The sequence below is a fragment of the Streptomyces sp. NPDC001108 genome (assembly GCF_053598535.1).
Genome location: NZ_JBSFKL010000012.1, coordinates 22160 through 41390, shown reverse-complemented (window position 1 = coordinate 41390; position 19231 = coordinate 22160). Strand labels below are relative to the sequence as shown.

Here is a 19231-nt window from a genome sequence, read left to right as displayed (position 1 = left end):
TCACGCCTTCATACTTGTAGTGCGATGGTACGAATGAAGTCCCGCGTCTTCTCCGGGTCGAGAGAACGTTCCTCGATCCGATTCAGAGCGAACCGCCAGTTCTCAAGGCTTGTTTCAGCGTCCAGAAACCGCGAGCCAGTCGCGGTGTCGATCTGCACGGTGTCAAGCTGTGGCACTGGACCGTAGAGGTAGTGTGCCGAACTGTTGGCGTGCGGGAAACCGCCCGCAGCGAACGGAATCGCGCGGATGACGATGTTGTCGCGCTCCGACTGCAACAGCAGGTGGTCAAGCTGGCTGCGCGCGATGGCAGAGCCGCCGTAGACCATCCGCAGCGCAGCTTCATGAACCAGGAACACGCAGCGGGGCTGGTCCGCCCGATCGAGTACGTCCCGGCGCTTCAGCCGATGCGAAAGCAAGCGCCGTTGACGCGTAGGGCTGGGCGGAGGGACGTTCTCCGCGAACACGGCCCGTGCATAGTCCTCGGTCTGGAGCAGACCGGGGATGTGCATGATCTCGACCGACCTGAATCCTTTGGCATGGTGCTCCAGCTCGGCCAGGTCAAGAGGATCGCTGGTGAATTCATCCCGGTAGTCCTCCCACCAGCCCTTTATGCGCTCCCGGGCCATCTCTGCCAGCGCGTCGATGTAAGCCTCGTCGGAACAGCCATAGTGCTCGGCCCAGGTACGCACCCGCTCCGTGCTGACGCCGAACCGCCCGGACTCGATGTTGCTCACCGTGGTGCGGTCCGTGCCGAGCATCGCCGCCGCTTTGGTGAGCGAAAGCCCCGTGCGCTCTCGCATCTTGCGCATCTCGGTGCCGAGTCGGCGCTGTCGCGCCGTGGGCGCCTTCCTTGATGGCATCAACTTCTCCTCTCCCCAGGTCAGTTTGGCCCGTTACCCATCGAGACGCACATCGTTCATGACATTACACAAGTGCGTCCAACACGTGAGGCGCATGAGCTAGGGTCGCCCTACCTCGCGCCGCACGCCGGTAGGCCCGAAGTGCAGCCGTACGCAGGCATGTTCAGCCACGCCCGCGTGCGGCCATCGCCACGGGCGACGAGTGACGCACGCACGCACGTTCGCTTCGCATCGCATCGCGTTGGGAGAACGACATGACCTCCGTCCACACCACCGCCCATCCTTCGCCGCCGGGTCCGCCGGGTAGCGAGATCTACCGGCTGACCCTGCCCAACACGTCCGGGGCGGCCAAGGTGTCGCGGGACTTCGTGGCGTCGCTGCTGGGCGTCAGCAGATGCGGCGGGCTGGCCGGACTGGTCGACGACGCGCGGCTGTGCGTCACGGAGGTGGTCGCCAACGCGCACCGGCATACGGCCACGGCGCTGATCCAGGTCCATGTCGCCGTAGGGGACGAGCGGGTCACCGTCGCCGTGGCGGACGACGACCACTGGGCCCTGCCCCGGTGCCCCGAGCAGCGCGGCGGGTCATGTCAACCGGAGGGCGGACGCGGGTTGCTGCTGGTGGAGCGGGTGGCGGCCGCGTGGGGGACACGGGTGCTGGGCGAGGGTGTGCCGTACCGGAAGGCGGTGTGGTTCACGCTCGGCGGGGACGGCGGCAGAGTACGGAGCTGAGCCGGGCCGGGTCGAACCGGGGCGAGTCGGGCCGGGGCCGACCGGGAACGCCGAACGGGGCGGCGGGCCGGGTTCGGCCGCCGCCCCGTTCGGGTTCGAGCGGTGTTGCTGGGTGGATCAGTCCTACTTGATGACCGTGATGCGGTCGGCCGCCGGCGGGGCCAGCGGGGCGTCGGCCGTGGAGTGGGCCACCAGGTAGTCGTTGAACATGTCCAGGTCGGAGGCGCCGACCAGCTTGTTCGTGCCCTGGCCGAGGGCCGCGAAGCCGTCGCCGCCGCCCGCCAGGAACTCGTTCATCGCGACGCGGTAGGTCTTGGCCGGGTCGATCGCCTCACCGTTCAGCTTGATGGTGTCGGTGACCACGCGGGCCGCGCCGGACTTCGTCATGTCCAGGGTGTAGGTCAGGCCCTTGGAGATCTGGAGGATCTTCGGGCTGGCCTCGTTGGAGCCGCTGACCTGCTGCTGGAGCGCGGCGACCAGCTGGGCGCCGGTCAGGTCGACGACGTTCATCATGTTGGTGAAGGGCTGCACGGTGAAGGACTCCCCGTACGTCACCACACCGTCGCCCTCGGCGCCGCTCGCCTTGTACACCAGGTCGGCGCGGATGCCGCCCGGGTTCATGAACGCGACGACGGCGCCGCCCTTGTCCGCCGGGGCCAGGCCCTCCAGCTGGGCGTCGGCGATCAGGTCGCCGAGCGGCTTCTCGTAGGCGCTGGAGCCACGGCCGTTGATGTCGGCGGTGATGTAGCCCTGCGGCCGGTTGGAGATCGGGGCCGCGAGGGCGTTCCAGCGCGCGATCAGGGCCGTCATGTCGTTGGCCTTGGGCTGGTCACGGCTGACGATGTGGTTGGCCGACTTCGGGTTCTTGGCACCGGCCGACTTCACCGACGTACGGACGATGTCCTTGGTGCGGCGGTCGTAGGTGAGCGTCGTCTCGGTGTAGAGCTTGCCGAAGGAGGACGCCGAGGTGACCAGGCGCGGGTTGCCCGCCGGGTCCGGGACGGTGCAGACGTACGCCTGGTGGGTGTGGCCGGTGACCAGCGCGTCGACCTTGGGCGTGATGCCCTTGGCGATGGTGGTGATCGGGCCGGAGATGCCGTCGCCCGGGCCGTTGCTGTCGCAGTCGTAGTTGTACGAGGACGAGGCCGGGGCACCGCCCTCGTGGATCAGCGCGACGATGGACTTGACGCCCTGGCGGTCCAGCTCCTTGGCGTACTTGTTGATCGTCTCGATCTCGCTGTGGAACTTCAGGCCCTTGACGCCGTTGGCCGTCACGATGTTCGGGGTGCCCTCCAGGGTCACTCCGATGAAGCCGATCTTGACGCCGTTCTTCTTCCACACCGTGTAGGGCTTGAGGATCGGCTTGCCGGTCTTCTCGTCGGTCACGTTGGCGGCGAGGTAGGGGAAGTCCGCGCCCCGGAACTTCTTGCCCTTCTCGTAGCAGCCCTCGACCGGGTGGCAGCCGCCGTTCTGGAGGCGGCCCAGCTCGGTGGCGCCCTCGTCGAACTCGTGGTTGCCGACGCTGGTGACGTCCAGGTCGATCCCGTTGAGCGCCTCGATGGTGGGCTCGTCGTGGAAGAGGCCGGAGAGCAGCGGGCTCGCGCCCACCATGTCGCCGCCCGCAGCGGTGATCGAGTACGGGTGGCCCTTGCGGGCGGTGCGCAGCGAGGAGGCGAGGTACTCGACACCGCCGGCCGGGACGGCCTTGACGGTGCCGTCGGCCTGCGTCTCGTTGACCGTGCCCGCCGAGCCGGCCGGGGGCTCAAGGTTTCCGTGCAGGTCGTTGAAGGACAGCAGCTGCACGTCGACGGTGGGGCCCTGGCCGTGGTTGCCCTGCCGGCCCTGGCTGTTGCCCTTGCCCGGGTTCTCCTGGGCGCCGGCCGGCATCGCGGCGATGAGCGCGCCCACGGTGGCGAGCCCGGCCGCGGCGGTGAGCACCCGCCGGGACGCGCGGTTCTTCTGCGGTGTCGCTGACATCGGTCCCCTTGTGATTCTCAGCGGGAGGTTTTCGATTTATGACAAGTCCGGAGACTTCGTGCGCAGCCTAGGGTCAACGCGCGTAGCGCGACAGGTTTGGCGGGTTACGAACTGGTTGCCATGTGGTGCGGCCGGGGACCCGCGTCCGGGCAGTGGCCCGTCCCGCCCCTGGGGGGCGACCGTCCGTCAGACGGTGGGCACGGTACGTACGGAGTGGCACGCGCGGGCGGCCCCACCGGTCCGGTCGACTGAACCCGGGGGCCGACCGTACCCGCCGTGCCCGCCGGGGCCGCCCGGTGCCAGGGCGGTCGCCGTACGCTCGTAGCCATGACGACTGACGCAGCTCTTCCCGCCCCCGGCCGTGAGATCCGGACGCTCGACGTGCTCTCCCCCGAGGAGGCGGAGGCCGTATCCGAACTGCTCGCCGAGGCGGCCCGGTCCGACGGCGGGCAGGCCGTGTCCGAGCAGGGGCGGCTCCAGTTGCGGGGCGGGCGGCGCGAGGGGGTCCGGCATCTGCTGCTGACCAGCGGTCCCGACCTGGTGGGGTACGCCCAGCTGGAGGACACCGACCCGGTGGAGGCGCCGGCCGCCGAGCTGGTCGTGCACCCCTCGTACCGGGGGCAGGGGCACGGGCGGGCGCTGGGCGCGGCGCTGCTCGCCACCACGGGCAAGCGGCTGCGGGTGTGGGCGCACGGCGGGAAGTCCGCGGCGCGCCATCTCTCGCAGGTGCTGGGGCTGGCGCTCTTCCGTGAACTGCGTCAGCTTCGGCGGCCGTTGACCTCGCTGGACATCGCGGAGCCGGTGCTGCCGCCGGGCGTCACCGTACGCACCTTCGTGCCCGGTGAGGACGACGCGGCCTGGCTGGAGGTGAACCGCGCCGCCTTCGCCCACCACCCGGAGCAGGGCTCGCTGACCCAGCGCGACCTGGACGACCGCAAGGCGGAGCCCTGGTTCGACCCGAAGGGCTTCTTCCTGGCCGAGCGGGACGGCGAGCTGATCGGCTTCCACTGGACGAAGGTGCACGCCGAGGAGCATCTCGGCGAGGTGTACGTGGTCGGCATCCGGCCCGACGCGCAGGGCGGCGGCCTCGGCAAGGCGCTCACCGCGATCGGGCTGCGCCACCTCGCGGCGGAGGGACTGCCGACCGCGATGCTCTACGTGGACGCGGACAACAAGGCGGCCCTCGCGGTGTACGAGCGGATGGGGTTCACGACCCACGAGGTGGACCTGATGTACCGCACGGAGTCCTGAGCCCGGGTCGGCGGGTACGGCACGGGGCCCTGAGCCCCGGTCACGTCCCCTGGGGGCGGCGTCGCTTGACGCCGCCCCTTTCTTACGTCACCCTTTCACTACTCAATTAGTGAAAGGGTGAATATGGCAGAGTCCGCAGCGGTCGAGTACCGCATCGACCGACGCAGCGGCGTCGCCACGTACCTCCAGATCGTCCAGCAGACCAAACAGGCGCTCCGCCTCGGCCTGCTGAAGCCCGGTGACCGCCTGCCCACCGCACGCGAGGTCGTCGAAGCCACCGCCATCAACCCGAACACCGTCCTCAAGGCGTACCGGGAACTGGAGCGCGAGGGCCTCGTCGAGGGGCGGCGCGGGCTCGGCACCTTCGTCACCCGGGGCCTCGGCGGCGCGGCGGCCGCCGACGACGCGCCGCTGCGCGCCGAGCTCGCCGACTGGACCCGCCGGGCCCGCGCGGCCGGGCTGGAGAAGGACGACGTGAGCGCGCTCTTCACCGCCGTACTGGACAGCACATTCGAGGGGGATCGAGCCTGATGACAGGCGTTGCGATCGAGGCCGACGGCCTCGGGGTGAAGTATCGGGGCGGGGCCGGGAAGTGGGTGCTCCGCGACTGCTCGTTCCGGCTGCCCGCTGGCCGGGTGTGCGCGCTCGTCGGGCCCAACGGGGCGGGCAAGTCGACCCTGCTCGCCCTCGCGGCCGGGCTGCTGCGGCCCTCGGCGGGTTCGGTGCGGGTGCTGGGCGGTACGCCCGCCGAGGCGCGGGCCCGGATCGGCTTCGTGGCCCAGGACAAGCCGCTGTACCCGCAGTTGACGGTGGACGGGACGCTCAGGGCGGGGGCCGATCTGAACCCCGCCACCTGGGCCCCGGAGACCGCCGAACGCATCGCCGGTGACCTGCCGCGCAAGGCCCGGGTCCGGCAGCTCTCCGGTGGCCAGCGCACCCGGCTCGCCCTGGCCCTGGCGCTCGGCAAGCGGCCCGAACTGCTGCTGCTGGACGAGCCGATGGCCGACCTCGACCCGCTCGCCCGCCAGGAGCTGATGGGCGCGCTGATGGCGGAGACCGCCGAGCACGGCACCACCCTCGTGATGTCCTCGCACCTCCTCACCGAGCTGGAGGGCGCCTGCGACCACCTGCTGCTCGTCGACGGCGGCCGGATCCGGCTCGGCGGCGGGACGGACGACCTGCTCGCCGCGCACACCCTGCTCACCGGCCCGGTACGGGACACCGCGCCGCACACCGCCGTCGAGTCCCGCACCACGGGACGGATACAGACCACCCTGATACGGAGGGAGGGCCCGGTGGACACCGGAGTCTGGGAAACCGCGGAACCCTCGCTGGAGGAACTGCTCCTCGCCCACCTGCGCTCGCCCGAGGCCCCCGCGCTGCTGACGCCGGACGCCCTGCCCGCCGGGGAGGTGGCGGCCCGATGAGCGCCCTCGCCCTGAGCGGCCCGGTCCGGGTCACCCTGCGCCAGCACCGTACGACCCTGTGGACCGTCGGCGCGCTCGCGCTCGCCGGGATCGCCGCCGTGGTCATCGCCTGGCAGGTGGTGGCGTCGGCCACCGACACGTTCGCGGACACCGGCTGCTCGGTCAGCAAGGTGACCCACGGCTGCGGCATCGCCGTCCGCCACTTCCTCAGCGTCGGGTTCTACTTCCACCGGCTGCTGGAGTACGCCGGGCTGGTCATGATGCTCCTGCCCGCGTTCGTGGGCATATTCGTGGCCGGCCCGATGGTCGCCCGCGAGCTGGAGAGCGGTACGTTCCGGCTGTCCTGGAGCCAGGGGATCTCGCCCGCGCGCTGGCTGGCGGCCAAGCTCGCGGTGCCCGCCGTGGCAACGGTCGCCGGAGTCTCGGTCCTCTCGGCCGTCTGCACCTGGGCCGTGCCGCGGGCCGACCGGACGCAGTACCCGATGGAAACGTACGACCCCATGATGTACGGCGCCACGGGCACCGTCCCGGTCGGCTACACCCTGTGCATGCTGGCCCTCGGCGCGCTGGCCGGGCTGCTGCTGCGGCGCACCGTCCCGGCGATGATCGCCACCGTGATCGCGTACGCCCCGCTGACGGCGCTCCTGAACCGGGTGCGGGAAGATCTCTGGCCGACCGTCCGCACCACCGAGAACCAGTGGTTCAGGGACAACACGACCTGGCTGGTCGACTCGGGGACGCTCACCGCGTCCGGGAAGCCCCTGGACCCGGCGTTCTGCGGGGAACCCGGTGCGCCCGCCGCGTGCGAGGGCGCCGTCAGCTACGTCGACTACCACCCGCTCGCGCACTTCTGGCCGCTCCAGCTCGTCGAGACCGGCATCCTGCTGGCCGTGGCGGCCCTCGCCGTGGCGCTCGCGTTCCGGGTGCTGCGCGGTCTGCACGCCTGACGCCGGTGCGGTACGGGCACGCACCCGGGCGCCCGTACCGCACCGCGCACCGCTTCCTGCACGTCATGTCGCCGTTACCAGCCATTCAGACGGGCTTGCGAACCTCTGACAATGCAGCCAGCTGTGCCGACCCCCCGCAACGGGAGGAAACCCGGCAACGGGAGAACCCCCGGCAAGGGACGGACGGGCGAAACCGCCCTCCTGTCCCCCACGGCCCCCACGAACCCCGTGAACCCCGCCCCTTCCGACGCGCCTACCGAGCCGTCCGCGCGGAAGAATAGGGCCATGAGCCAGCAGCCCAGCTCCGAGGTAACGGTCCAGCCCGCCACGCAGCCGTCGGTCGGCTCGCTCGCCGCCCAGCGGCCGCGCGCGGTGGCCTCCGCGTCCGGCTCCGCCGCCCTGTCCACCGCGGCCGACCTGGACCCCGACATCGACGCGGACGCCGACGCGTACGAACCCGACGTCGACGGCGACGAACTGCCGCACGACCGCTTCCTGGACCGGGAACGCAGCTGGCTCGCGTTCAACGAAAGAGTGCTGGAACTGGCCGAGGACCCGGCGACCCCCCTCCTCGAACGGGCGAATTTCCTCGCGATCTTCGCCTCGAACCTGGACGAGTTCTTCATGGTCCGGGTGGCCGGTCTGAAGCGCCGCATCGCCACCGGGGTCGCCACCCGGTCCGCCTCCGGGCTCCAGCCACGCGAGGTCCTGGACCTGATCTGGACCCGCTCGCGCGAGCTCATGGCCCGGCACGCCGCCTGCTACCAGCAGGACGTGGCCCCCGCCCTGTGCGACGAGGGCATACAGCTGATCCGCTGGCCCGAGCTGACCGAGAAGGAGCAGGCCCGGCTCTTCACCTTCTTCCGGCAGCGCGTCTTCCCCGTACTGACCCCGCTCGCCGTCGACCCGGCCCACCCCTTCCCCTATATCTCGGGGCTCTCGCTCAACCTCGCCGTCGTCGTGCGCAACCCGGTCAGCGGCCACCGCCACTTCGCCCGGGTCAAGGTGCCGCCGCTGCTGACCCGCTTCCTGGAGGCGTCGCCGCAGCGGTACGTGCCCATCGAGGACGTCATCGCCGCCCACCTCGAAGAGCTCTTCCCCGGCATGGAGGTCCTCGCCCACCACATGTTCCGGGTCACCCGGAACGAGGACCTGGAGGTCGAGGAGGACGACGCGGAGAACCTGCTCCAGGCCCTGGAGAAGGAGCTCATGCGGCGCCGCTTCGGCCCCCCGGTCCGGCTGGAGGTCGAGGAGTCCATCGACCCGTACGTGCTCGACCTGCTGGTCCGCGAGCTGAAGGTGTCCGACGCCGAGGTCTACCCGCTGCCCGGCCCGCTCGACCTGACCGGGCTCTTCGGCATCGCCTCGCAGGACCGGCCCGAGCTGAAGTACCCCAAGTTCATCGCCGGCACCCACCGCGACCTCGCCGAGGTCGAATCCGCCTCCCCGCCCGACATCTTCGCCGCGCTGCGCGAACGCGACGTGCTCCTGCACCACCCGTACGACTCGTTCTCCACCTCCGTGCAGGCCTTCCTGGAACAGGCCGCGAGCGACCCCGACGTCCTCGCGATCAAGCAGACCCTGTACCGGACCTCCGGCGACTCCCCGATCGTGGACGCCCTGATCGACGCCGCCGAGTCCGGCAAGCAGGTCCTGGTCCTCGTGGAGATCAAGGCCCGCTTCGACGAACAGGCCAACATCAAGTGGGCCCGCAAGCTGGAGGAGGCCGGCTGCCACGTCGTCTACGGCCTCGTCGGGCTCAAGACGCACTGCAAGCTCTCGCTCGTCGTCCGGCAGGAGGGCGACACCCTGCGCCGCTACTCCCACGTCGGCACCGGCAACTACCACCCCAAGACGGCCCGGCTCTACGAGGACCTCGGTCTGCTGACCGCCGACCCGCAGGTCGGCGCGGACCTCTCCGACCTCTTCAACCGGCTCTCCGGCTACTCCCGCCGCGAGACCTACCGCCGTCTCCTGGTCGCCCCCAAGTCCCTGCGGGACGGGCTGATCGCCCGGATCGACAAGGAGATCACCCACCAGCGGGCCGGGCGCACCGCCTACGTCCGCATCAAGGTCAACTCGATGGTCGACGAAGCGGTCATCGACGCCTGCTACCGGGCCGCCATGGCCGGGGTGCCGGTGGACATCTGGGTGCGCGGCATCTGCGCGATCCGCCCCGGCGTCCCCGGCCTCTCCGAGAACATCCGGGTCCGCTCGGTCCTGGGCCGCTTCCTGGAACACTCCCGGATCTTCGCCTTCGGCAACGGCGGCGAACCCGAAGTGTGGTTCGGCAGCGCCGACATGATGCACCGCAACCTCGACCGCCGGATCGAAGCACTGGTCCGGGTCACCGACCCCGCCCATCGCGCCGCGCTCAGCCGTCTCCTGGAGACCGGCATGGCCGACACCACCTCCTCCTGGCACCTCGGTCCCGACGGGAACTGGACCCGGCACGCCACGGACGCGGACGGACGGCCGCTGCGGCACGTACAGGAAATGCTCATCGACGCGCGGAGGCGCCGGCGTGCGACGCCATGACCACCAGACGACGACCCAGGCGGACCTTACGGCGGGCGCCGTCCTCGCGCCCTACCTCCAGGAACAGGCCGCCGAGTTCCTGCGCAGCCTGCGCCTGCACCGCGAGAACAGCGCCCCCACGGACGCCGGTGCCCAGGGCGCCGAGGAGGCCGCCGAAGCGCTGCGCCGCTCCTCGCGCCGGATCGGCGGCACCCTGCACACCTTCCGGGCGGCCCTGGACACCGCCTGGGCCGAGCAGCTCCGTACCGAACTGGCCTGGCTCTCGGGCACCCTGGCCCGGGAACACGCCTACGCCACCCGGCTCACCCGGCTCCTCGAAGCCCTGCACACCCTGTCCGGCGCCCCGCTGCCCGCCGCCCGCAAGGGCTCCGGCGACTCCCCCGACAAGGAGCGCGCCGCCCTCGGCGTCGGCGCCGCCCGCGCCGGGGCCCTGCTGGAGCGCCAGCTGACCCTCGCCCGGACCCGGGCCCACTCCGCCGCCCTCCAGGCGCTCGGCTCCTCCCGCTTCCACGCGGTGGCCGACGCCGTGGCGCTGCTCGCCTCCGAGGTGCCGCTCGCCCCGGCGGCGGCCGCCCCGGCGGAGGAGATGCTGCACGGCCCCGCCGACCGGGCCGAGCAGCAGCTGCGGGACACGGTCGCGGCGCTCCCCTCCGGCGGCCACGCGGCCCAGCCGTACAACGAGGCGCAGGACGCGCCGTGGCACCGCACCCGGCTCCTGCTGCGCCTCCACCGGTACGCCCACGAGGTGGTGCGGGGCGCCTCCGATCCGGTGCTGGCCGCGCCGGGGCGGGCGCTCGACCTGCACCGGGACGCCTCGGAGGCGGCCGCGGCGGCGGCCTCCGCGGCCCGCACCCCGCGGATCGCCCCGGCCACCGCGTACGCCCTGGGGGTGCTCCACGCCGACCAGCGCCATGCGGTGGAGGCGGCCCGGGGCGTGTTCCGGACGAGCTGGCCGTACGCGGTGGCGGCCGCGGGCGCGCCGTGAGCGGTCCCACGAAGAACGGGACCGGGAAGCCGGTGCGGGCCGCCGGGTGCGTGCTGTGGCGCCGTACGGACTCCGGCGGGCTGGAGGTCTGCCTGGTGCACCGGCCGCGTTGGGAGGACTGGTCGCACCCGAAGGGGAAGCTGAAGCGCGGCGAGCCCGCCCTGGCGGCCGCCCGGCGCGAGGTCCTGGAGGAGACCGGGCAGCACTGCGTGCCCGGCGCCGCGCTGCCCACGGTCCGCTACACCGTCGGGGACCGGCCCAAGGAGGTCGTCTACTGGGCCGCCGAGGCGACCGGCGGCGCCTTCGTGCCCGGCGACGAGGTCGACCGGGTCCGCTGGCTCGCCCCGGCGGCGGCCCGTGCCCTTCTCACCCGCGAACGCGACCGGGAGCTGCTGGACGCCCTGCTCGCGACCCTGGCGGACACGCCCGGCCCCTGACCCGGCCGGAACCGCGCCGCCCCGCACGGTTCACCTCCCGTTCACTCTCCCCCGTAGGCCGCTTCACCTGGTCTGCCTAACTTCGTCAGTGCACGGTGCGCGGCGCAACGGCCCGGCACCCACCCCAACGCACGCCGTCGTAAGAACCAACAAGACCTCGGCGGCTCCTGGAAGGAACACCCGAAAGTGAAGCTTCAGCGCAAGAACCGGCTTCGTGCCACCGCGCTCGGTGCCCTCGCCGTCTCCAGCGCCCTGGTCCTCACGGCGTGCGGTTCGGACGACAACAGCGGTGGCTCGACCGGCGGCAACGGTGGCAAGACCAACGCCGCGTCGAACATCAAGTGCGACGACGCCAAGGGCCAGCTGCCCGCCTCCGGCTCCAGCGCGCAGAAGAACGCCATGGACCTCTGGGCCAAGAACTACATGGCCGGCTGTTCCGGCGTCGAGATCAACTACAAGTCCTCCTCCTCCGGTGAGGGCATCGTCGCCTTCAACCAGGGCACCGTCGGCTTCGCCGGTTCCGACTCGGCGCTGAAGCCCGAGGAGGTCGCCGAGTCGAAGAAGATCTGCAAGGGCGGCCAGGGCATCAACCTCCCGATGGTCGGCGGCCCGATCGCCATCGGTTACCACCTGGAGGGTGTCGACAGCCTGGTGCTGGACGCCCCCACCCTCGCCAAGATCTTCGACAACAAGATCACGAAGTGGAACGACCCGGCGATCGCCAAGCTCAACAGCGGCGCCAAGCTCCCGGACAAGCCGATCCAGGCCTTCCACCGCTCCGAGGACTCCGGCACCACGCAGAACCTCGGCAAGTACCTCGGCGCCGCGGCCCCGAGCGACTGGAAGTACGAGGCCGAGAAGAAGTGGCCGGCCCCCAAGGGCCAGGCCGCCTCCGGCTCCTCCGGTGTCGCCGCCCAGGTGAAGCAGGTCGACGGCGCGATCGGCTACTTCGAGCTGAGCTACGCCACCGACCAGTCGATCTCCACCGTCGACATCGCCACCGGTGGCTCCGCCCCGGTCAAGGCCACCTCGGAGAACGCCTCCAAGGCCATCGCCGCCGCCAAGGTCAAGGGCACCGGCAAGGACCTGGCCCTGGAGCTCGACTACACGACCAAGGCCGAGGGCGCCTACCCGATCGTCCTGGTCACGTACGAGGTCGTCTGCGACAAGGGCAACAAGGCCGAGACCCTTCCGACGGTCAAGTCCTTCCTGAACTACACCGCCAGCGACGAGGGCCAGAAGCTCCTCACCGAGGCCGGCTACGCGCCGATCCCGGCCGAGATCAACGCCAAGGTCCGCGAGACCATCGCCTCCCTCTCGTAACGACGAGGCACGGGTGACCCCGCGCACGTCACGCACGTAACACCCGCAACACCCGCAGGACCAGCGACACCCGGCGGACCGGTCCGGTACACCCTTCCGGACCGGTCCCGCCACCACCCATCCGGTGCACCGCCGCCAGGGGAGCCAGCCGCTCCCCCACACAGACCGGAAAGACCATGGCTTCCACCACACCGATAGACACGCCGCCGGCCCCGCCGGTGGCGCGCAAGCGCGCCGGGACCTCGTCCGGGCGCGCGGGCGACAAGGTCTTCCTGGGCCTCTCCCGGGGCTCGGGCATCCTGTTGCTCGTGATCATGGCGTCGATCGCCGTGTTCCTGACCTACCGCGCCTCGATCGCCATCTCGAAGAACGAGGGCAACTTCCTCACCACCTTCGACTGGAACCCGGCGGGCAGCCCGCCGGTCTTCGGCATCGCGGTCCTCCTCTTCGGCACCGTCGTCAGCTCGGTCATCGCGATGGCCATCGCCGTCCCCGTCGCCGTCGGGATCGCGCTGTTCATCTCGCACTACGCGCCGCGCAAGCTGGCCGCGCCGCTCGCGTACGTCGTCGACCTGCTCGCCGCGGTCCCGAGCATCGTGTACGGCATCTGGGGCGCGCTCGTCCTGGTGCCCTACCTCGAGGGCCTGAACCTCTGGCTCGACCAGTTCTTCGGCTGGACGTACGTCTTCGAGAAGACCGAACTGGGTGTCGCCCGCTCCCTCTTCACCGTCGGCATCCTGCTGGCGATCATGATCCTGCCGATCGTGACCAGCGTCAGCCGCGAGGTCTTCCTCCAGGTCCCCCGGATGAACGAGGAGGCCGCCCTCGCCCTGGGCGCCACCCGCTGGGAGGTCATCCGCCTCTCGGTGCTGCCCTTCGGCCGCTCCGGCGTGATCTCCGCCTCGATGCTGGGCCTGGGCCGCGCGCTCGGCGAGACGATGGCCGTCGCCACGGTCCTGTCGCCGAGCTTCATCATCTCCGCCCACGTGCTCAACCCGGGCGGTGGAACCTTCGCCCAGAACATCGCCGCGAAGTTCGACGAGGCCAACGAGTTCGGGCGGGACGCCCTGATCGCCTCGGGTCTCGTGCTCTTCGTCCTCACCCTGCTGGTCAACGGCGCGGCCCGGCTGATCATCGCCCGCCGCAAGGAATACTCGGGGGCCAACGCATGAGCCAGGCAGCCAACACCGGCATACAGGAGCGGCCCGCCACGGCGGCGCCCGCCCGTACGAACAGCCTGAGCAGCCGGACGCTCCCCCGCTGGTCCCCCTTCGCCTTCGCCGCCGTCGCGCTCGTGCTCGGCGTGGGCACCGGCATCGCGGCCGGCTGGCAGAGCCGCACCCAGTGGGGTCTGTTCTCCGCCCTCCTCTTCGTCGTCGTCTCGTACGTCGTCACCTCGGTCGTCGAGAACCGCCGCCAGGCCAAGGACCGGCTCGCGACCAGCATCGTCTGGGTCTGCTTCCTGCTGGCGGTCGTCCCGCTCGCCTCGCTGCTGTGGACGACGATCAGCCGCGGCGCCGAGCGCCTCGACGGCTACTTCCTGACCCACTCCATGGCAGGTGTGCTCGGCTCCGAGCCGACCGGCGGCGTCTACCACGCGCTGATCGGCACCCTGGAGCAGGTCGGCATCGCCACCCTGATCTCCGCCCCGGTCGGCATGCTGACCGCCGTCTACCTGGTGGAGTACGGCAAGGGGACACTGGCCAGGGCCGTGACCTTCTTCGTCGACGTCATGACGGGCATCCCGTCCATCGTCGCGGGCCTCTTCATCCTGTCGATCATGCTGATGACCAAGACCCAGCCGTCCGGTCTGATGGGTGCCCTGGCACTCGCGATCCTGATGATGCCGGTCGTGGTCCGCTCCACCGAGGAGATGCTGAAGCTCGTCCCGAACGAGCTCCGCGAGGCCTCCCTCGCCCTCGGCGTCCCGAAGTGGCGCACCATCCTGAAGGTTGTCCTGCCGACCGCGATCGGCGGCATCACCACCGGTGTGATGCTCGCGATCGCCCGTATCGCCGGTGAGACCGCGCCGATCATCCTGCTGGTCTTCGGAAGCCAGCTGATCAACCCCAACCCCTTCCAGGGCGCGCAGTCCTCGCTCCCCTTCTACATCTGGGAGCAGTACCGGGTCGGCACCGACCAGTCGTACGACCGTGCCTGGGCAGCGGCGCTGGTCCTGATCGCCTTCGTCATGATCCTCAACCTGGTGGCCCGCGGCATCGCCCGCTGGAAGGCCCCGAAGACCGGCCGCTGACCGCGGCACGAAAGAAGCAGTGATTCCGATGGCCAAGCGCATCGACGTCAGCGGACTGTCCGCCTACTACGGCTCCCACCTCGCCATCGAGGACATCTCGATGACCGTGGAGCCCCGCTCCGTGACCGCCTTCATCGGCCCGTCCGGCTGCGGCAAGTCCACCTTCCTGCGCACCCTGAACCGCATGCACGAGGTCACCCCCGGTGGCCGCGTCGAGGGCAAGGTGCTGCTGGACGACGAGAACCTCTACGGACCCCACGTCGACCCGGTCACCGTGCGCCGCACGGTCGGCATGGTCTTCCAGCGCCCCAACCCGTTCCCGACCATGTCGATCTTCGACAACGTCGCGGCCGGCCTCCGGCTGAACGGCTCGTACAAGAAGAGCGAACTCGCCGAGATCGTCGAGAAGTCGCTGCGCGGCGCGAACCTCTGGAACGAGGTCAAGGACCGGCTGAACAAGCCCGGCTCCGGCCTCTCCGGCGGCCAGCAGCAGCGGCTCTGCATCGCCCGCGCGATAGCCGTCGAGCCCGACGTGCTGCTGATGGACGAGCCGTGCTCCGCCCTCGACCCGATCTCCACCCTCGCCATCGAGGACCTGATCGGCGAGCTGAAGGAGCGCTTCACGATCGTCATCGTGACGCACAACATGCAGCAGGCGGCCCGCGTCTCGGACCGCACCGCGTTCTTCAACCTCGCGGCGGTCGGCAAGCCCGGCAAGCTCATCGAGATCGACGAGACGGAGCGGATCTTCTCCAACCCGTCCGTCCAGGCCACCGAGGACTACATCTCGGGCCGCTTCGGATAACCGCTCCACCCCGGCGGTACGGGGAACCCGGCCCACGCCGGACCCGTACCGCCGGCACAGACGGCCTTGGGGTGCTGCATGGCGGTGCCACCGCAAGGCGAAGGGGCCGCCCCCACTCCCCGCGAAGGGAGTGGGGGCGGCCCCGTATGCGTCCGCCGCGCGGGGCGACGGACGTCAGCCGAAGAGCAGGTACACGACTCCGTAGCTCGCGGCCGCGACCAGCGCCGCGGCCGGCATCGTGATGAACCAGCCCATGATGATGTTCTTGGCGACGCCCCAGCGGACCGCGTTCACCCGCTTCGTGGCGCCCACGCCCATGATCGCGGAGGTGATGACGTGCGTCGTGGAGATCGGCGCGTGGAACAGGAACGCCGAACCGAACATGATCGACGCACCCGTCGTCTCGGCGGCGAAGCCCTGCGGCGGGTCCAGCTCGATGATCTTCCGGCCGAGCGTCCGCATGATGCGCCAGCCACCGGCGTACGTACCCAGCGACAGCATCATCGCGCAGACCAGCTTCACCCAGACCGGGATCGGGTCGCTCGGGCTCTCGACATCGGCGATGACCAGCGCCATCACCACGATGCCCATCGTCTTCTGCGCGTCCTGGAGGCCGTGGCCGAGCGCCATGCCCGCGGCCGAGACCGTCTGCGCTATCCGGAAACCGCGCTTGGCCTTGTGCGGGTTGGTCTTCCGGAACATCCACATGATCGCGACCATCACCAGGTAGCCGACGACCAGACCGATGACCGGCGAGACGAACATCGGGACGACGACCTTGTCGATCACACCGTCCCAGTGGACCATCGTCCCGCCCGCGAGGGCCGCGCCCACCATCCCGCCGAACAGGGCGTGCGAGGAGGACGAGGGCAGCCCGAAGTACCAGGTGACCAGGTTCCAGATGATCGCGCCGACGAGCGCCGCGAAGAGGATGCCCATCCCCTTGGAGCCCTCGGGCGTGGCGATCAGGCCCTCGCTGACGGTCTTGGCGACCCCGCTGCCGAGGAAGGCGCCCGCGAGGTTCATCACCGCGGCCATCGCCAGCGCCGCACGCGGCGTGAGCGCACGGGTGGAGACGGAGGTGGCGATGGCGTTCGCCGAGTCGTGGAAGCCGTTCGTATACGTGAAGCCGAGCGCGACCCCGATGGTCACGATCAGCGCAAAGGTGTCCACTGCGGTCAGGACTCCTTGACCGCGATGGTCTCCACCGTGTTCGCGACGTGCTCGAACGCGTCGGCCGCCTCTTCCAGCACGTCCACGATCTGCTTGAGCTTCAGCACCTCGATGGCGTCGTACTTGCCGTTGAAGAGATGGGCGAGCAGTTTGCGGTGGATCTGGTCGGCCTGGTTCTCCAGGCGGTTGACCTCGATCCAGTACTCGGTGAGATTGTCCATGGTGCGCAGACCGGGCATCGCCTCGGCGGTCAGCTCGGCCGCCCGGGCCAGAACCTCGATCTGCTGCGCGATACCACTGGGGAGTTCCTCGATCTGGTACAGCACGACCAGGTCGACGGCCTCCTCCATGAAGTCCATGATGTCGTCGAGCGACGACGCGAGGTTGTAAATGTCCTCACGGTCGAACGGCGTGATGAAAGAGGAGTTCAGCTGGTGGAAGATCGCGTGGGTGGCATCGTCCCCCGCGTGCTCCGCTGCCCGCATGCGCTCCGCGATCTCGACTCGGGAGGCAGAGTCCGCCCCGAGCAATTCCATCAGGAGTTTCGAGCCCGTGACGATGTTGTCCGCGGACGCGGAGAACATGTCGTAGAAGCTCGTCTCCCTGGGGGTCAGACGAAAGCGCACGTGGGGTCCTCGGGGTGCTTTGGATTCGGTCAGGCTGATGCTAGGCGCATCATCCGGCCACGGCTAACCGGCGTTCTTCAGTGTCGCGCATCGGACACCACGATCAGCACGGACCCCCGGTCACGTTTCAGATGAATTCGTTAGGATATACCCACCAGGGGTATGTATACGGCAGGGTAAAGGGAAAACGGGAGGCAGTAATGACCACGACCGAGACCACCGTGACCGGCGCGGAGACGGAAACCCCGGTCACCGATCACGACCGCGGCATACACGGTTATCACCACCAGAAGGCCGAGCACCTCAAGCGGCTGCGCCGGATCGAGGGCCAGATCCGCGGCCTCCAGCGCATGGTCGACGAGGACGTGTACTGCATCGACATACTGACCCAGGTCTCGGCGTCCACGAAGGCGCTCCAGTCCTTCGCCCTCCAGCTGCTCGAGGAGCACCTGCGGCACTGCGTCGCCGACGCGGCGGTCAAGGGCGGCGAGGAGATCGACGCCAAGGTCGAGGAGGCCACCAAGGCCATCGCCCGCCTGCTGCGCACCTGACGGCGGGGGCCCCGCCCGGGCGCGCCGCCGCGCTCACCCCCGGTGGTCGCCGTGCCGGGGGCCGGCGGACCGCTCGGCCCCCGCGTGGACGTCGAGCACCTCGTCGATCCGGGCCGCGCTGAGCCGCTCCCCGATCGCGGCCGACGCGGCGATCATCAGCTCGCCGCAGAGCTCGATCTCGGCGAGGGCCACATGGTCGGACACCGTCCGCACGCCGCGCGTCACCACGTCACCACTCACCTCTCGCTGCCGTCGCGGGCTTCCCAGCGTAAGGAGCCGACCTCCCACCGCGCATGGCACGGACGGACCATTTCCCGCTCCCGGCATGGCTAGAACCCCGCTACTTCTCCCGGATCCGCCCCGTGTAGATGTCGTCCCCGTCCGGCAGCCGTACGGAGACCGGGGCTCCGAAGCCGAACAGCAGCGTGGTCGACACCACCTCCACCGCCGGGCCCTCCGCCGCGAAACCGAAGCGGTGGCGGACCTTGCGCAGCCGCCCCTGCTCGTCGAGGTACGCGTCGAACGGCACCGCGTCCGTGCGGAACCCCTTCGCCGCCGAGGCCAGCGCCGCGCGCGAGCCGGGCCCCGCCCGGCGCGCGGCCAGCGCCAGGTCCGCCGTCCCCCGGTAGTGCCGCACCCGGACCCCGGCGACCTCCGTCCACCCCAGGTACGTCACCTGCCGCGCACCGCGCAGCAGCTCGGCCGCGGCCATCGGGTCGGTCGCCCCGCCGGTGACGAGATTGCCGTCGGCCAGCGTCGTCGTGTCGACCCTCACCCACTTGTCCTCCGGCACCCCGGCGCCCCGGTTCTTCATGTAGAGCGCGCCCGGCGCCAGCAGCTCCGTGATCGGGCGGTGCGCGTCCGTACCGGCGGCGTCCTTCGGCAGCACGACGGTGAGCCGGCCGGTGCCGGTGCGGAAGTCGTACGCGCCCCGGCCCCTGATCGTCACCCGCGTACCGCCCGCCGCGGTCTCCATCGACGTACGCACCTCGGCGCTCCCGGCCGACACCCCGGCGGTCCCGGCCACCACGGCCGTTCCCGTCCCGCCGACGGTGGCGGCGAGGACGTCGGCCGCGCGCCGCACCTCGGCGAGGGAACCCGAGCCGCCCTGCTCGTCGGCGACGGCACGGTCACCGCCACCACCGGCCGAGCAGCCGGCGGCCGCCGCCATCACCCCCACCACGGCCAGGGCACAGACAGCGCGCGCCCCACTCCTGGACCTGTGCTGCCGCACCACCATCGCCTGCCAACCCCCAACGCCGTCACCTGCCCGAGAGGCCCGTCCGTCCGGATAACGACGCCCCGTGTCCCCCGTCACGCGGCCCCCTCGGGGCTCACCGCCCGGG

19 protein-coding genes are annotated in these 19231 nt (G+C 70.6%); 13 read left to right on the top strand and 6 right to left on the bottom strand.

Annotated elements, in window-relative coordinates; genetic code table 11:
* Positions 1-8 precede the first annotated feature (8 nt).
* Entirely contained in the window at positions 9-860 is an 852-nt protein-coding gene (locus ACWC97_RS24650) for a helix-turn-helix domain-containing protein (protein ID WP_450651588.1), read from the bottom strand.
* A gap of 254 nt (positions 861-1114) precedes the next feature.
* Here ACWC97_RS24650 and ACWC97_RS24645 point away from each other — a divergent pair, with 254 nt between their 5' ends.
* Positions 1115-1591: an ATP-binding protein gene (locus tag ACWC97_RS24645; protein ID WP_385215430.1), complete on the top strand. Its 477-nt coding sequence runs from the start codon at positions 1115-1117 to the stop codon at positions 1589-1591.
* A gap of 123 nt (positions 1592-1714) precedes the next feature.
* Here the strand turns inward: ACWC97_RS24645 and ACWC97_RS24640 are convergent, their stop codons facing one another.
* Positions 1715-3568 (bottom strand): bifunctional metallophosphatase/5'-nucleotidase, encoded by a 1854-nt coding sequence (locus tag ACWC97_RS24640; RefSeq protein ID WP_352278917.1) that lies wholly within the window; start codon positions 3566-3568, stop codon positions 1715-1717.
* Between the two features lie 327 nt (positions 3569-3895).
* On the opposite strand from ACWC97_RS24640, the gene mshD reads away from it, so the two are divergent.
* From mshD to pstB, 11 genes are all read left to right on the top strand, one after another.
* Positions 3896-4819: a mycothiol synthase gene (mshD, locus tag ACWC97_RS24635; RefSeq protein ID WP_352278915.1), complete on the top strand. Its 924-nt coding sequence runs from the start codon at positions 3896-3898 to the stop codon at positions 4817-4819.
* A gap of 123 nt (positions 4820-4942) precedes the next feature.
* Positions 4943-5350, top strand: coding sequence for a GntR family transcriptional regulator (locus ACWC97_RS24630; RefSeq protein WP_352278913.1), 408 nt, complete (start codon positions 4943-4945; stop codon positions 5348-5350).
* Positions 5350-6246 (top strand): ABC transporter ATP-binding protein, encoded by an 897-nt coding sequence (locus ACWC97_RS24625; protein ID WP_352278911.1) that lies wholly within the window; start codon positions 5350-5352, stop codon positions 6244-6246. Before ACWC97_RS24630 ends, ACWC97_RS24625 begins: the two co-directional genes overlap by 1 nt.
* A complete protein-coding gene (locus ACWC97_RS24620) occupies positions 6243-7193 on the top strand; it encodes an ABC transporter permease subunit (protein ID WP_450651584.1) in 951 nt (316 codons plus the stop codon). The genes ACWC97_RS24625 and ACWC97_RS24620 overlap by 4 nt, the downstream gene beginning before the upstream one ends.
* Positions 7194-7478: 285 nt before the next feature.
* Positions 7479-9731, top strand: a complete 2253-nt coding sequence (locus ACWC97_RS24615) for an RNA degradosome polyphosphate kinase (RefSeq protein WP_352278907.1) — start codon at positions 7479-7481, stop codon at positions 9729-9731.
* Positions 9718-10716, top strand: coding sequence for a CHAD domain-containing protein (locus tag ACWC97_RS24610; protein WP_450651582.1), 999 nt, complete (start codon positions 9718-9720; stop codon positions 10714-10716). The genes ACWC97_RS24615 and ACWC97_RS24610 overlap by 14 nt, the downstream gene beginning before the upstream one ends.
* On the top strand, positions 10713-11153 hold the full coding sequence (locus tag ACWC97_RS24605) for an NUDIX hydrolase (protein ID WP_352278903.1): 441 nt from the start codon (positions 10713-10715) through the stop codon (positions 11151-11153). The genes ACWC97_RS24610 and ACWC97_RS24605 overlap by 4 nt, the downstream gene beginning before the upstream one ends.
* A 186-nt stretch (positions 11154-11339) precedes the next feature.
* The gene (gene pstS, locus ACWC97_RS24600) at positions 11340-12476 is read left to right on the top strand and encodes a phosphate ABC transporter substrate-binding protein PstS (protein WP_352278902.1); all 1137 of its coding nucleotides are present in this window, start codon (positions 11340-11342) and stop codon (positions 12474-12476) included.
* 176 nt (positions 12477-12652) lie between these two features.
* Complete coding sequence (pstC, locus tag ACWC97_RS24595) at positions 12653-13648, top strand: phosphate ABC transporter permease subunit PstC (RefSeq protein ID WP_352278901.1); 996 nt, start codon at positions 12653-12655, stop codon at positions 13646-13648.
* Complete coding sequence (gene pstA / locus ACWC97_RS24590) at positions 13645-14730, top strand: phosphate ABC transporter permease PstA (RefSeq protein WP_352278899.1); 1086 nt, start codon at positions 13645-13647, stop codon at positions 14728-14730. Before pstC ends, pstA begins: the two co-directional genes overlap by 4 nt.
* Positions 14731-14758: 28 nt before the next feature.
* Positions 14759-15535 carry a phosphate ABC transporter ATP-binding protein PstB gene (gene pstB, locus ACWC97_RS24585; RefSeq protein ID WP_366298554.1) on the top strand — a complete coding sequence of 259 codons (777 nt, stop codon included), beginning with the start codon at positions 14759-14761 and terminating at the stop codon, positions 15533-15535.
* Between the two features lie 174 nt (positions 15536-15709).
* Here pstB and ACWC97_RS24580 read toward each other — a convergent pair whose 3' ends face one another.
* Positions 15710-16708, bottom strand: coding sequence for an inorganic phosphate transporter (locus ACWC97_RS24580; protein ID WP_352278895.1), 999 nt, complete (start codon positions 16706-16708; stop codon positions 15710-15712).
* Between the two features lie 5 nt (positions 16709-16713).
* Positions 16714-17334 (bottom strand): DUF47 domain-containing protein, encoded by a 621-nt coding sequence (locus ACWC97_RS24575; protein WP_352278893.1) that lies wholly within the window; start codon positions 17332-17334, stop codon positions 16714-16716.
* A gap of 200 nt (positions 17335-17534) precedes the next feature.
* Between ACWC97_RS24575 and ACWC97_RS24570 the strand changes: the two genes are divergently transcribed.
* Positions 17535-17885 (top strand): metal-sensitive transcriptional regulator, encoded by a 351-nt coding sequence (locus ACWC97_RS24570; protein ID WP_352278891.1) that lies wholly within the window; start codon positions 17535-17537, stop codon positions 17883-17885.
* A gap of 33 nt (positions 17886-17918) precedes the next feature.
* Here ACWC97_RS24570 and ACWC97_RS24565 read toward each other — a convergent pair whose 3' ends face one another.
* Both ACWC97_RS24565 and ACWC97_RS24560 read right to left on the bottom strand, forming a co-directional pair.
* The gene (locus ACWC97_RS24565; RefSeq protein WP_352278889.1) at positions 17919-18113 is read right to left on the bottom strand and encodes a hypothetical protein; all 195 of its coding nucleotides are present in this window, start codon (positions 18111-18113) and stop codon (positions 17919-17921) included.
* Between the two features lie 112 nt (positions 18114-18225).
* Positions 18226-19125 (bottom strand): hypothetical protein, encoded by a 900-nt coding sequence (locus tag ACWC97_RS24560; protein WP_450651578.1) that lies wholly within the window; start codon positions 19123-19125, stop codon positions 18226-18228.
* Positions 19126-19231 lie beyond the last annotated feature (106 nt).